Consider the following 14024-nt stretch of genomic DNA (forward strand, 5'->3'; position numbering starts at 1 on the left):
TCTCCTCATGAAAACGGCTCATGTGAAGGTTTCTCATGTTGCGGGAAAAGCGGTGATATTTATTCAGGTTAATGAGCCTCTTTCATGAGCGTTGTACAGGCCCGCAGCAAGCGCTACCGTACTCACGCAGGGATTTTCAGCCCCGCGCAGCCATATCCCCCTGAAGCCCGCCATCATCCCTGGTTTCGGGCCGCCCGATCAGGCGTTTTCTTTACTGAACTTGCCTGGTGAAACACCGATGACACGCTTGAAGGCTTTTGCAAAGGCGCTCTCAGATTCATAGCCCAGACCGGCAGCAATCGCGGTAAGCCCGCCATTCCCTTTTTTTAACTGGTCGCAGGCAAGATGCATGCGCCATTGCGTGAGATAGTCGACGGGCGCGATGCCCACCGTTTGCTTAAATCGTTCAGCAAAAACCGCGCGTGACATTCCCACCCTGGCTGCCAGTTCCGCCAGCGTCCACTTGTGTTCGGGGTGCTGGTGCATGCAGGCCAGCGCCGCGCCCAGCTTTTTATCCTTCAGAGCCGCAAGCCAGCCTGACTGCTGCGGGTCATTTGCATACAGCCGTAACGCCTGAATGAGCAGCATAAATGCCAGCTGTTGCACGATGAGGACGCTGCCGGGCTGCGCTTCACGGACTTCCTGTGACATTCTTTCCAGCGCCCATTGCATGGCGGCTCTGTCTGCGCTGCGCCGGATATGCACCACTGGCGGCAGCGTACCTAACAGCATCTGTGCGGGCCGTCCGGTCAGCAGAAAATGCCCGCCTACCAGTAAACAGGCGGAGGTTTCATCAAGCTTTGCTGCTGTCACGGCAACCATCTCAGACCGCACCGTCTGGAAATCGACAGTCTGCGCGTCCGGGTTTGTGGCCAGCCTGAAAGGTGCGCCTGGCGGGAGCAGATAGCACTTGCCGGCGTTAAGGCGCAAGGGTTCCGCAACACCGTCAACGGTCAGCCAGCAGGCACCCGCTACGACGGCATAGCACTTCACGCCATCATGAGCGGGCCATTGTACCGACATCTCCGGCGTCAGTATCACACCACCGGAAACGTAACGTTGTGGTTCAAGCAGGGCTAAGAGCTGTGAAAGCGGGTCCATGATCATCCCAGACGGTCAGACATAAAAAAGCGACGTTATCACATAGAGCGCATTCCTTCTCCACCGTAAAGTAGACAACCACGGTTGCGAAGGCTGACAAGAGGACGAACAGACATGCGGCTATTTCTTACAGGAGCAACGGGTTTTATCGGGTCGGCGATTGCGGCCGATCTGATCGCGGCAGGGCATGAGGTGGTCGGACTGACCCGACATCAGCAGGGTGTCGACAGGCTCAGCAAAGCAGGCGTCGAGCCCTTTTGGGGGGATATTAACGATCACGATAGTTTGCAACGGGGCGCGGCAAGCTGCGAGGGAGTGATCCATACCGCCTTTAACCATGATTTTTCGACGTTTCTGACAAACTGTGAAGCCGATCGGCAGGCTATCGCCGCGATGGCCACGGCACTGGCAGGAAGCGCACGGCCCTTAATCATCACCTCGGCGGTGGGACTGGACTCGACGGGGCAGGGAAGACCTGCCGTAGAAGACTATTTCAACCCGCTTCATCCTAATCCGCGCCGGGCATCCGAGCTGGCCGCGATGGCGGCACTGGAAAAAGGGGGCAACGTTTCCGTTGTGCGGTTATCTCAGGTACATAATCCGTTGAAACAGGGCCTGGTTACGTCGCTGATTGAGGTGGCGAGACAGACAGGCGTTTCCGCTTTTATTGATGAAGGCCAAAACCGCTGGTCAGCAGTGCATCTTGACGATGCGGTTTGCCTCTACAGGCTGGCGCTGGAAAAGAACAGGCCAGGAAGCCGTTATCATGCTGTCGCCGAAGAAGGCATTACGCTGCGCGTGCTTGCCGACGCCCTCGGGCGGATCCTCAACCTGCCGGTCATATCCCTTTCAGCCGCTGAAGCTACCGATCATTTTGGCTGGCTGAGTCATTTCGTTGCGCAGGATATGTCCGCCTCAGGCAGGCTTACTCGGGCGCAACTGGGATGGCAGCCCACAGGACCGGGATTGATTGCCGATCTTGAACGCATGCCGGGCTAAGCGTGCTTAACGGCCGGGAAGATGGCAAGACGCGACGCGTCAGTATCATTTTCCCCCTGATTTGAGAGGTCATATGTCTGTGACGCCGGTTTACCGCGTGGGTGAGTGCGAGGTCTTTAAAATTCCTGAACTGGACGCGTCTCTGTCCACGCAATGGCTGTTTCCCGCGCAGGCGTTAGCGAGCGGAACGCCGGAAACGATTACGCTCTCTGTTCACAGTTGGGTGGTCCGCACGCCTGACAACCTTATTGTGATCGATACGGGCAGCGGCAATGGTCGCGAGCGGGCAGGCTCTCCGCTCTCCCATCAGCTGAATACGCCGTATGCGCAGCGCTTACGTGACGCGGGCGTCGATCCTGACGCGGTGGATATCGTGCTGATCACCCATCTGCATGGCGATCATGTGGGCTGGAATACGCACTGGATGGACGGTAAATGGACACCGTTTTTCAAACATGCCCGCTACTACTGTTCTGATAGCGGGTTGAAAGGCTGGCAACACGATCCGGCACGCAAAACGCTGTTAGAGGACAGCATTAATCCGGTTATCGCGGCGGGTTTGCTGGAGACGTTCGATGTGACGCAAGAGCCGGTGTTTGCTGATGTGCTGCGCTATGTGCCCACGCCCGGCCACAGTCATGACCACGCGTCGATTATTCTGCACAGTGCGGGCGATTATGCGCTGTTTTCCGGTGACCTGATGCATAACGATTTGCAGGTCAGTCAGCCCCAGCTTGCCTCGCGCTTTTGTGCTGATGCCGCGCAGGCCGAAGCCCAGCGGCGCTGGGCAATGACGTGGGCGAGTGAGCATCAGGCACGCTGGTTTAGTTCGCATTTTCCGGGCTCGTCGGCAGGTCATGTCAGCCAGACCTCTGCGGGATTTGAATGGCAGTTTATCTGAGTTTTACGTTCTGTAGCTAAGCTCACGGACGTAAAACGGTAATGAGACGAGTCCTGTTAATGATGCAAAAATGACAACAATTTATGCTGTTAGCGCTGGCGCAGTCCCGCCATGCGCTGCCGCATTGCAGACCTAACCCACCGGTAGGGTGCGTAATTGTTCACAATGGTCGGGTTGTCTCGACCGGATTTACCCGTTCACCGGGTCAGTACCATGCTGAGGCTGATGCACTTTCCACACTTACGTTACCTGTAGAAGCGTGTGAAATTTATGTCACGCCAGAGCCCTGTGCCTTTCAGGGCAGAACCCCGTCCTGCGCACTAACACTGGCCCGGCTCAGGCCCAGACATATTTACATCGCCATTGAAGATCCGCATCCGCGTAATCGCGGAGAAGGGATTGCGATCTTAAAGCAAGCGGGCATCGGCGTGACGCTGGGGGTGGCGAGAAATGACGTTGAGTGTTTTCTGGCGCCCTATTTAATTCGCTCGCTTGCGTAAAATGTAGGTGAGAAGGAGTGCTGTTAGCCAGACATCGGCATTTACATCCCTGAACCGCTGGTGAAACATCGTGAGATTCCCTTTCAAAGCGTAACGACTGGAAATGAACTTCTGTTTTATCTCTGCTCCGGGGCATGTGATGTTAGGTGTGCGGTGAGGCCTTTTGCCCGCCAGAGAGCAAAACGTTTCCGCGACATCCCGTAAACAGACCACCAACGCGCACTGAGTTAAGGGTAAAAAATGGAAAAACCATTTTTACAACAGCCATCTCCTGAGTCGTCCCGCGTGGCCGCGGCTGGCGGCGTTTCCTCTGCCTCACTGTTTGTGCGGCGTAATCTGTTCTCGCTGGTGGTGGGGACGGTGAGCCTGATCTGTTTTGTCGACAATCATACGTCCGCTCTGCGCCAGGTGCTGTCCAGCCGTCACGCATCCGCGCGCCCGCTCAGCGCCGCTACTGCACCCAACCCAACCGGACAAATCGCTGCCGTCAGTGAACATTTGCCGCGTGCCTCCGCGCCCTCAGTCATTATGATCGCCGAGGCAAACCGTCAGGCACTCAAAGGCATGCAACTCGTCAGCGATCAGTTGAAGCTGGAGCAGGGCAGCCTGCTGCAGGACATGGCCCACACGCAGCAGCTGGCACTGCAACAGGTCAGTGATAACCACTTCCAGGCCGCTATGCTGAACGGGCAACTGGCGCAACTTGATCAGCAAATCAAAATCGAGTCCGCGCAGGTTGGCATGGCGCAAAACCTGGTCAACAAATGGCGACCGCTGCTGAACAAAGGCTATATTTCGGCGTTGCAGTTTGCACAGGAGCAGTCGGTGGTCTGGGGCTATGAAAGCCAGTACCGCGCGTTGCTGCAACAGCAGTATGCGACCCGTCAGCAGATTAGCGTGCTGGAAGATCAGGAACGTCAGATTCCGCTGGCGACCGCAGTGAAACTCAATGTGCTGCGGCGGCAGCTGGCGCAGGTGAATGAGAATCTGGCCCAAAATACGCTGACCGAGGCGCGGATAGCCTGGCAGCCTTCGGCAGCGCCCGTGAAGCCGCTTCAGGTCAATGCAGGCAATGCCGCAGCAACGCCCACGCAACAGACACAGCAAGACAGCCGCTTCCTGTCTGACAGGCCCGCGCGCGTCAGCCACAGCGACGTTCACTATCAAAACATTAACGATCAGACGGGCAGTCATAACGTGACGCCGCGTCACACTGCCCTCACGCACAACGTCTGAGCCGCATGACAGCCATGTAACGGTGCCTCGCGGTGGGGAAGGTTAACGAAGATAACCTGTCCCGTTATCGGGCGGTCATATCGCCAGGCCGGCAGCGGCTTTTGCCGATCGACTGGCAAAGGAAACAGACAGCGGCCAGGGGGGATTATTGCCCGATATCAGGGCAGTAACGCTGTACCTCAGGTTGAGCGCGACGCATAAAAAAAGCGGGCCGCCAACGGGCTGACCCGCCGCTTTGTTAATGCGTTCGCTAGCGGTGCTTAGCGCTTCATATGGTAATAGGCGTCATTCCAGCGCAGCGCATCTTTAAAGGCCTGAAGCCGGGTGTGCTCATCAATCACCAGCACTTCAATGCCGTGCATCTCGCCGTACAGATACATATCGTCCAGCGTCAGAGCCTGACTGAACACCGTATGGTGCGCACCGCCTGCCAGAATCCAGGCTTCAGAGGCGGTCGCCAGAGACGGCTGCGCTTTCCACAATGCGCGGGCTACCGGCAGTTTTGGCAGTGGTTTAGGCTGTTCAATCGCGTCCACTACGTTAACCAGCAGGCGGAAACGATCGCCCATATCGATCACACTGGCGTTAATGGCACGACCAGCCGGCGTGGAGAAAATCAGACGCGCCGGATCGGCTTTGTTGCCGATGCCGAGGAACTGCACGTCGATCAGCGGCTTCTCTTCCCGCGCGATAGACGGGCACACTTCCAGCATATGAGAACCCAGCACTAAATCGTTGCCCGGAGAGAAGTGGTAAGTGTAATCCTCCATAAAGGAGGTGCCGCCGGGACGGTCACCCGCCAGCACTTTAAAGATGCGCAGCAGGGCGGCGGTCTTCCAGTCTCCTTCGCCCGCAAAGCCATAACCCTGGCCCATCAGGCGCTGTACCGCCAGGCCGGGCAACTGCGTCATGCCGTGCAGCGTCTGGAAGTTGGTGGTAAACGCCTTGCAGCCTTCGTCGTCCAGAAAACGCTTCAGGCCCAGCTCGATGCGTGCGGCGTCCAGTACGTTTTGCCGTTTTTCACCGCCTGCGGCGGCCACGTCGGAGAAACGATACTGGCTTTCATATTCGTCAACCAGTGCATTGACATCACCCTCGCTGACGCTGTTGATCACCTCCACCAAATCCCCCACGCCCCAGCCATTAACCGCATAGCCGAACTGGATTTGCGCCGCCACTTTATCGCCTTCGGTGACCGCGACTTCACGCATGTTGTCACCAAAACGCGCGACTTTCAGATGCTGACTGGCCTGTTTGGCCAGCGCCGCACGCATCCAGTTGGCGACGCGCTGCTGGCTGTGTTTATCCGGCCAGTGGCCGGTCACCACGCTGTGCTGCAGGCCCATGCGCGCACCAATAAAGCCAAACTCACGGCCACCGTGCGCCGTCTGATTCAGGTTCATAAAGTCCATGTCCATGCTGTCCCAGGGGATCTCGGCATTGAACTGGGTATGAAACTGTAGCAGGGGCTTCGTTAAGACATTCAATCCGCCGATCCACATTTTGGCCGGCGAAAAGGTATGCAACCACGTAATGATACCGATACAGTTTTGATCGTGACTGGCGTCACGGCACAGCGACAGCGCTTCATCAGGCGATTTGACCAGCGGTTTCAGCGTCAGACGTACAGGCAAACCCTCCTGATTTAATCCGTCCACCACCTGCCGGGCATTGTGTTCAACCTGACGTAACGTTTCCGCGCCGTAGAGGTGCTGTGTACCAATGACAAACCACACGTTGAACTGTTGCATAAAACCACTCCTTTACTTAGCGGAAGCGGAACGGGCGGCATAATGGGGTTCTGCCGTCTCGCACCATTGTTGATAGCGTTGATAAAGTGCCTGATAACGCGCGACGCGCTGCGGATCGGGCTGCAGCGTCACGTCAATCGGGCTGGCCATGACGTCCTGTGCCTGCTCCACATCGCGGTGAACACCCGCGGCGACGGCAGCGAAGATGGCTGCGCCCAGCGCACAGCACTCATCGGAGGCGACGATATCCAGCGGCCGGTTCATCACGTCGCAGCAGGCCTGCATAATGGCGGGGGATTTACGGGCAATGCCGCCGAGGGTAAGAATGTTTTCCACCGGAATTGCCTGCTGCTCGAAGCACTCCATGATGGCGCGGGCACCAAAGGCGGTGGCCGCAATCAGGCCGCCAAACAGGGCCGGAGCATCCGTGCCGAGATTCAGGTCGGTAATGACCCCTTTCAGGCGCTGGTTGGCATTGGGCGTACGGCGGCCGTTGAACCAGTCCAGCACTACGGGCAGGTGATCCAACTGCGGACTGGCGACCCAGGCCTCGGTCAGACGGGTGATCAGTGACGTTTGCATCTCAGCCAACTGCGGTTTAAGTTCGGGATGGTGCTGCGCTGCCAGCTGCAGCGGCCAGCCCAGCAGGCGGCTGTACCAGGCATAAATATCGCCAAACGCCGACTGGCCTGCTTCCAGACCAATCGTGCCCGGCACGACGCTGCCATCAACCTGACCACAGATGCCTTTGATGGCGCGGTCGCCGACTTTCCCGGTGTCAGTAATCAGGATGTCGCAGGTCGACGTGCCAATCACTTTCACTAAGGTATAGGGTCGCGCACCGGCGCCGACCGCGCCCATATGGCAGTCAAATGCGCCGCCCGAAATCGTAACCTGCTGCGGTAAACCCAGGCGTTGCGACCATTCCGGGCTCAGCGTGCCCACCGGGATATCCGCGGTCCAGGTCTCGCTGAACAGGGGAGAATCCAGCTGTTGAGTCAGCGCCGGGTCCAGCGCGTTAAGGAAGTCGGCGTCGGGTAAGCCGTTCCAGTCAGCATGAAACAGCGCTTTGTGGCCAGCGGCACAACGCCCACGACGGAGTTTGTCCGGGGCGACGGTATCGCTGAGTAAGGCGGGCACCCAGTCACAGAGTTCAACCCAGGACACGGCCGCATCGCGCACGGCAGCATCCTGGCGGGTAATATGAAGAATCTTGGCCCAGAACCATTCCGACGAGTAGATCCCGCCGATATAGCGGCTGTAATCGGTAAAGCGGCCGCTGCGACACAGGCGATTAATCTCTTCCGCTTCTTCAATGGCCGTATGGTCTTTCCACAGCACAAACATCGCATTGGGGTTTTCCGCAAACTCCGGCCGCAGGGCAAGTACCTTGCCGTCACGATCGATCGGAGCGGGGGTGGAGCCGGTGCTGTCGACACCGATGCCGACGACGGCGGCCCGTTGCGTGTCGCTCAGCGCCGCGAGCACACCCAGCATGGCCTGCTCCATAGCATCAATATAGTCCTGAGGATGGTGACGAAAGCGGTTGCTGTGAGGATCGCTGTAAAGTCCCTGCTGCCAGCGTGCATAGTTGGCCACGGCACTGTGCAGCTCCTGACCAGTGTGACAATCCACCGCCAGCGCACGCACCGAATCACTACCAAAGTCCAGCCCCAGGGTGATGGCTTCAGTACGCATTTGACTCTCCTGTTGTGAATAAACCTCCTTATCCTGAGATGTGTAAAAAAGAAGGGTTAGTCACGGCTGGCTGAGAATATGCACTTTTCTGCCACAAGCAGTGAATTTGTGATCCATTGCAAAAGTTAACAGACGGTTAAATTTGCTGAATATATGGATCATTCTGTCGTGATTTTAAGATGTGATACCGCTCTACATTTTTCTTCTTCATTCCCGCTAAAACTAGGCCAGCGTTTAAGCAGGCTACCCACATGGCTCCCGCTAATGTGCTGATTTACATCTGTACCTACAAAAGAGAGTGAACTGGTAGCGTTTACACCGATCTGTATTTAACAGCGATAAAACCACTAGCGCCGGAGAGCATCATGCATAAATTCACTAAAGCGCTGGCAGCCATCGGGCTGGCAGCGGTTATGTCACAATCAGCTATCGCCGAGACCATGAAGCTGGGTTTTCTGGTGAAGCAGCCGGAAGAACCCTGGTTCCAGACCGAATGGAAATTTGCGGATAAAGCCGGTAAAGACCTGGGCTTTGAGGTGATCAAAATTGCCGTTCCGGACGGCGAAAAAACCCTTAACGCTATCGACAGCCTGGCCGCGAATGGCGCAAAAGGCTTCGTGATCTGCACACCGGATCCCAAACTCGGCTCCGCCATCATGGCAAAGGCGCGCGGTTATGGCCTGAAGGTGATCGCCGTGGACGATCAGTTTGTGAACGCCAAAGGCAAGCCGATGGACAGCGTACCGCTGGTCATGATGGCCGCGACCAAAATTGGCGAACGTCAGGGACAGGAACTGTATAAAGAAATGCAGAAACGCGGCTGGGATGTCAAAGACACCGCCGTGATGGCGATCACCGCTAACGAACTGGATACCGCGCGTCGTCGTACCGGTGGTTCGATGGATGCCCTGAAAGCGGCCGGCTTCCCGGAAAAACAGATCTATCAGGTCCCGACCAAATCGAATGACATCCCCGGCGCATTTGATGCCGGTAACTCCCTGCTGGTTCAGCACCCTGAAGTGAAGCACTGGCTGATTGTCGGCATGAACGACAACACCGTGCTGGGCGGCGTGCGTGCAACCGAAGGTCAGGGCTTTAAAGCCGCTGACGTGATCGGTATCGGTATCAACGGCGTCGACGCCGTCAGCGAACTGTCAAAAGCCAACGCGACCGGCTTCTATGGCTCACTGCTGCCAAGTCCGGACATCCATGGCTATAAGAGCAGCCAGATGCTCTACAACTGGGTAAGCAAAGGACAGGAGCCACCGAAATTCACCGAAGTGACAGACGTCGTGTTGATTACGCGTGACAACTTCAAAACCGAGCTGGCGAAGAAAGGGTTGATGTAATAACAGGCAGTACGGATAACCCCATCGGGTCATCAGGAAAGCAGGGCTGAACACCGCGACGATGTTCAGCCTGAGCGTCAGGTGCCCCGATTCCTCACAGCCATCTATTGGAGACACCATGAACACTGATTCAGCCTTTCTGTCGTTTCATGGCATCAGTAAAACTTTTCCCGGCGTGAAAGCGCTGCAGGATATTTCATTTGAATGCCATGGCGGTCAGGTGCACGCGCTGATGGGGGAAAACGGTGCCGGTAAATCGACACTGCTTAAAATCCTCAGCGGCAGCTATCTGCCCAGTGGCGGCGAGATTCGCATCAAAGGCAAGCCGATGAATTTCCAGCACACCACGGATGCGCTGGATGCGGGTGTCGCCATTATCTACCAGGAACTGCATTTAGTGCCCGAAATGAGCGTGGCGGAGAATATCTATCTGGGCCAGTTGCCGCATAAGCATGGCCTGGTAAACCGCAAGCTGCTGCGTTACGAAGCCGGGCTGCAACTGAAAAATTTAGGTATGGACATCGATCCGGACATGCCGCTGAAATACCTGTCGCTGGGCCAGTGGCAGATGGTTGAGATTGCCAAAGCGCTGGCCCGTAACGCGCGCATCATTGCCTTTGATGAGCCAACCAGCTCGCTGTCCGCACGCGAAATCGACAATCTGTTTCGGGTGATCCGCCAGTTGCGCGCGGAAGGGCGCGTGGTGCTGTATGTCTCGCACCGTATGGAAGAGATTTTTGCCCTCAGTGACGCCATCACCGTGTTTAAAGACGGGCGCTATGTGCGCACCTTTACGGACATGGCCAATACGCATCACGACGATCTGGTGCAGGCGATGGTCGGACGTAATCTGGGTGATATCTACGGCTACGCGCCGCGGGAAAAAGGCCCGGTACGGCTGGCGCTACAGGACGTGGAGGCGAAGGGCGTCAGAGCGCCAATCTCGCTGAATGTGCATGCCGGGGAAATTGTCGGCCTGTTTGGTCTGGTGGGCGCGGGACGCACCGAACTGCTGAAAGGGCTGTTTGGTGCCACGCGCCTGCGCGGTGGCCGCATTCTGCTGGACGGGGAACCCCTTAACGTGACGGCGCCAATTGATGCGATTCGGGCGGGCGTGATGCTGTGCCCTGAAGATCGCAAAGCCGAAGGCATTATTCCGGTGCATTCGGTGCGCGACAACATCAACATCAGCGCCCGCCGTCATAACCTCACCGCCGGTTGCCTGATCAAAAACGGCTGGGAGGTGAAGAATGCCGACAGCCATATCCGTTCCCTCAAAATCAAAACGCCCAGCGCTGACCAGTTGATCATGAACCTGTCCGGCGGTAACCAGCAAAAAGCCATTCTTGGCCGCTGGTTGTCCGAGGAGATCAAGGTGATTTTGCTGGACGAGCCTACCCGCGGCATTGATGTCGGGGCTAAACACGAAATTTATAACCTGATTTACCAGCTGGCGAACAACGGCATTGCGGTGCTGTTTGCCTCCAGCGATCTCCCGGAAGTGATGGGCCTGGCCGACCGCATTATCGTGATGCGCGAAGGGGCGGTCGCCGGGGAATTACTGCATGGCGAGGCCACAGAGCAGCTGACGCTGAGCCTGGCCATGCCTAAAACGACACATGCGGCCGCCGTGGCCTGACAGGAGAGTACCGTGACTTCTTCCACGACATCAAATACGCCGCCAGCCGCCCCTCGCCGGGGTGTGCATTTTGGGCGCGTCTGGGACAACTTTGGCATGCTGGTGGTGTTTGCCCTGCTGTTCATCGCCTGTGCGATCTTTGTCCCTAACTTTGGCTCCTTTATCAACATGAAAGGCCTGGGGCTGGCCATGTCGATGTCCGGCATGGTGGCCTGCGGTATGCTGTTCTGCCTGGCCTCCGGCGATTTTGACCTGTCGGTGGCCTCGGTGATTGCCTGCGCGGGCGTGGTCACCGCCGTGGTGATCAATATGAGCGAGAGCCTCTGGCTGGGGGTGGCGGCCGGGCTGTTACTCGGTGTCATCACCGGATTTATCAACGGGTTTGTTATCGCCCGACTGAAAATCAACGCCCTGATTACCACGCTGGCGACCATGCAGATTGTGCGCGGTCTGGCCTATATCTTCTCGGACGGTAAAGCGGTGGGCATCGAAGACGAGCGCTTCTTCGTACTGGGCTTCGCCAACTGGCTGGGCGTGCCTGCGCCCATCTGGATCACGCTGGGTACCATGGTGATCTTCGCCTTCCTGTTGAACAAAACCACCTTTGGCCGCAACACGCTGGCGATTGGCGGGAATGAAGAGGCTGCACGGCTGGCGGGCGTGCCGGTTGTGCGTACCCGCATCATTATCTTTATTCTCTCTGGCCTGGTTTCTGCGGCGGCGGGCATCATCCTGGCGTCACGCATGACCAGCGGTCAGCCCATGACCTCAATTGGTTATGAACTGGTGGTCATCTCGGCCTGCGTACTGGGCGGCGTGTCACTGAAGGGCGGCATCGGCAAAATCTCCTATGTGATCGCCGGGGTACTGATTCTGGGCACCGTTGAGAATGCGATGAATTTATTAAATATCTCGCCATTCTCACAGTATGTTGTGCGGGGTTTGATACTGTTGGCAGCGGTGATATTCGACCGCTACAAACAAAAGAATAAAGTCTGATTTGGCGTGAAACCTTCCCGCGGACGCGAAAGGCGTCCGCGCGTGATCAATCAACGACGAAGTGAGGACAGTATGTATCACCGTGAATTACCGGCAGAGCAGCAGAACCCTTTGCTGCCCGGATACGCGTTTAATGCCTGGCTGGTGGCGGGATTAACCCCGATCACCGCGGATGGTCCGCTGGATTTCTTTATTGATCGCCCACACGGCATGAAGGGCTATATTCTCAACCTGACCATTAAAGGCAAAGGGCGGGTGTTCGACGGCGAAAAGGCCTTTGACTGTGAACCGGGTGAAATGCTGCTGTTCCAGCCAAAAACGGCTCACTATTATGGTCGGGCGCCCGACAGTCCGCAGTGGTTTCACCGCTGGGTCTATTTTCGTCCGCGCGCGTACTGGCATGACTGGCTGCGCTGGCAGGATGAACAGGAAGGCGTCGGGCGGCTGCGCTTACCGGAGTCACTGCGGGGCGAATTTGATCGCCTGTTTGCCACCATTGAACAAACCCACAACTCATCGCGTCGTTTTGCCGAAGAACTGGCAATGAATTTGCTGGAACGGCTGTTGTTACGGGCGGTGGAAGAAGATCCACGTAACCATCAGCAAATCCGCGATCCCCGTATCATCGAAGCCTGCCAGTATGTGAATAATCATCTGGCCAGCGAGGTCAAAATCGAGGAAGTGGCGCGCCATGTGTGTCTGTCGCCTTCGCGGCTGGCGCACCTGTTCCGCGAGCAAATGGGCGTGAACCTGCTTCGCTGGCGGGAAGATCAGCGCGTCATTCGCGCTAAGTTGCTGCTGCAAACCACCCAGGAACCCATCGCCAGCATTGGGCGTGAAGTGGGCTACGACGATCAGCTTTACTTTTCGCGCGTCTTCCGTAAGCGCGTCGGCGTCAGCCCGAGTGATTTCCGCCGCCGCAATCAGGACGTACACGATAATCTAGCCAGTCAGAGCGCCTGGAACGGTGCACGGCGCTCAGTCTCCTGATTTTAAGGGGAATCCTCCTTGTCCTGACCCGACTATTAGTCTTAAATCAGTCTGGTTAGCGATTAATGAGGAAAAGGAATGAGCGAGAAACTGCGAGTAGGACTCATCGGCTATGGCTTTGCCAGCAAAACCTTCCACGCGCCCCTGATCGCGGGCACGCCGGAGGTTGAACTGGCTGCCATCTCCAGCAGCGATGCCAGCAAAGTCCATGCCGACTGGCCCGCCGTGCAGGTCGTCGCCGAGCCCTAGGCCCTGTTCGACGATCCTACGTTAGATCTGATTGTTATCCCTACACCGAATGATACGCACTTCCCTCTGGCTAAAGCCGCACTCAACGCAGGGAAGCACGTCGTGGTGGACAAACCGTTCACCGTGACGTTGTCACAGGCGCGCGAGCTGGATGCCTTAGCTAAAGCCAAAGGGCTGCTGTTATCCGTATTCCATAACCGCAGTTGGGACAGTGATTTCCTGCCGCTGAAAGGCTTACTGGCAGCGGGTGAGCTGGGTGAGGTGCGTTATTTTGAATCGCACTTTGACCGTTTCCGTCTGGAAGTACGGCAGCGCTGGCGCGAGATGAAAGGGGCGGGCAGCGGCATCTGGTACGATCTGGGACCGCACCTGCTGGATCAGGCGCTACAGCTGTTTGGCCCGCCGGTGGCGATTAACGTTGATCTGGCGGAAATGCGGCCGGGTGCCCAGACCACCGACTATTTTCATGCGACGCTGACCTATCCGTAAGCGTCGCATTCAGACCGTATTGACGTTCAGGCAGAGGGAAGCTCGACCTTCCATGGCAGCAGATCGCGGACCCGGTTCACCGGCCAGTCCTGTATATGACCGATGACGTAACGCAACCACGTC

General features: G+C 57.1%; 12 protein-coding genes and 1 pseudogene. 9 read left to right on the top strand and 4 right to left on the bottom strand.

The annotated features are described in order from the left end of the window. Window positions 1–198: 198 nt before the first annotated feature. On the bottom strand, window positions 199–1101 hold the full coding sequence (locus F7Q90_RS07650) for an AraC family transcriptional regulator (protein ID WP_006119057.1): 903 nt from the start codon (window positions 1099–1101) through the stop codon (window positions 199–201). A 114-nt stretch (window positions 1102–1215) separates the two neighbouring features. Between F7Q90_RS07650 and F7Q90_RS07655 the strand changes: the two genes are divergently transcribed. The 4 genes from F7Q90_RS07655 to F7Q90_RS07670 all read left to right on the top strand — a co-directional run bounded on the left by F7Q90_RS07655 (window position 1216) and on the right by F7Q90_RS07670 (window position 4737). Continuing rightward, window positions 1216–2100 (top strand): SDR family oxidoreductase, encoded by an 885-nt coding sequence (locus F7Q90_RS07655; protein ID WP_006119058.1) that lies wholly within the window; start codon window positions 1216–1218, stop codon window positions 2098–2100. Window positions 2101–2173: 73 nt separating this feature from the next. Next, a complete protein-coding gene (locus F7Q90_RS07660) occupies window positions 2174–3001 on the top strand; it encodes an MBL fold metallo-hydrolase (protein WP_006119059.1) in 828 nt (275 codons plus the stop codon). A gap of 83 nt (window positions 3002–3084) precedes the next feature. Then, the gene (locus tag F7Q90_RS07665) at window positions 3085–3501 is read left to right on the top strand and encodes a bifunctional diaminohydroxyphosphoribosylaminopyrimidine deaminase/5-amino-6-(5-phosphoribosylamino)uracil reductase RibD (RefSeq protein WP_006119060.1); all 417 of its coding nucleotides are present in this window, start codon (window positions 3085–3087) and stop codon (window positions 3499–3501) included. A 240-nt stretch (window positions 3502–3741) separates the two neighbouring features. Further along, window positions 3742–4737 (top strand): hypothetical protein, encoded by a 996-nt coding sequence (locus F7Q90_RS07670; protein WP_006119061.1) that lies wholly within the window; start codon window positions 3742–3744, stop codon window positions 4735–4737. A 260-nt stretch (window positions 4738–4997) separates the two neighbouring features. Here the strand turns inward: F7Q90_RS07670 and araA are convergent, their stop codons facing one another. Together araA and F7Q90_RS07680 are read right to left on the bottom strand one after the other, a co-directional pair. Further along, window positions 4998–6488, bottom strand: a complete 1491-nt coding sequence (araA, locus tag F7Q90_RS07675; RefSeq protein WP_006119062.1) for an L-arabinose isomerase — start codon at window positions 6486–6488, stop codon at window positions 4998–5000. A gap of 12 nt (window positions 6489–6500) precedes the next feature. Continuing rightward, window positions 6501–8186: a ribulokinase gene (locus F7Q90_RS07680; protein WP_006119063.1), complete on the bottom strand. Its 1686-nt coding sequence runs from the start codon at window positions 8184–8186 to the stop codon at window positions 6501–6503. A 365-nt stretch (window positions 8187–8551) separates the two neighbouring features. Between F7Q90_RS07680 and F7Q90_RS07685 the strand changes: the two genes are divergently transcribed. The 5 genes and pseudogenes from F7Q90_RS07685 to F7Q90_RS07705 all read left to right on the top strand — a co-directional run. After that, a complete protein-coding gene (locus F7Q90_RS07685; RefSeq protein ID WP_006119064.1) occupies window positions 8552–9535 on the top strand; it encodes an arabinose ABC transporter substrate-binding protein in 984 nt (327 codons plus the stop codon). Window positions 9536–9653: 118 nt separating this feature from the next. Continuing rightward, window positions 9654–11174: an L-arabinose ABC transporter ATP-binding protein AraG gene (gene araG / locus F7Q90_RS07690; RefSeq protein ID WP_006119065.1), complete on the top strand. Its 1521-nt coding sequence runs from the start codon at window positions 9654–9656 to the stop codon at window positions 11172–11174. A gap of 12 nt (window positions 11175–11186) precedes the next feature. Further along, on the top strand, window positions 11187–12173 hold the full coding sequence (araH, locus tag F7Q90_RS07695) for an L-arabinose ABC transporter permease AraH (RefSeq protein ID WP_006119066.1): 987 nt from the start codon (window positions 11187–11189) through the stop codon (window positions 12171–12173). A gap of 72 nt (window positions 12174–12245) precedes the next feature. Continuing rightward, window positions 12246–13163 carry an arabinose operon transcriptional regulator AraC gene (gene araC / locus F7Q90_RS07700; RefSeq protein ID WP_006119067.1) on the top strand — a complete coding sequence of 306 codons (918 nt, stop codon included), beginning with the start codon at window positions 12246–12248 and terminating at the stop codon, window positions 13161–13163. Window positions 13164–13241: 78 nt separating this feature from the next. After that, a pseudogene (locus F7Q90_RS07705) lies at window positions 13242–13898 on the top strand (oxidoreductase); the annotation flags it as partial. Between the two features lie 29 nt (window positions 13899–13927). Here F7Q90_RS07705 and F7Q90_RS07710 read toward each other — a convergent pair. Beyond that, a partial coding sequence (locus F7Q90_RS07710) for a transposase domain-containing protein (RefSeq protein ID WP_151160719.1) occupies window positions 13928–14024 on the bottom strand: 97 nt, incomplete at its 5' end.

Origin of the sequence: Pantoea stewartii subsp. stewartii, assembly GCF_008801695.1 — a bacterium.
GTDB classification, from domain to species: Bacteria; Pseudomonadota; Gammaproteobacteria; order Enterobacterales; family Enterobacteriaceae; genus Pantoea; species Pantoea stewartii.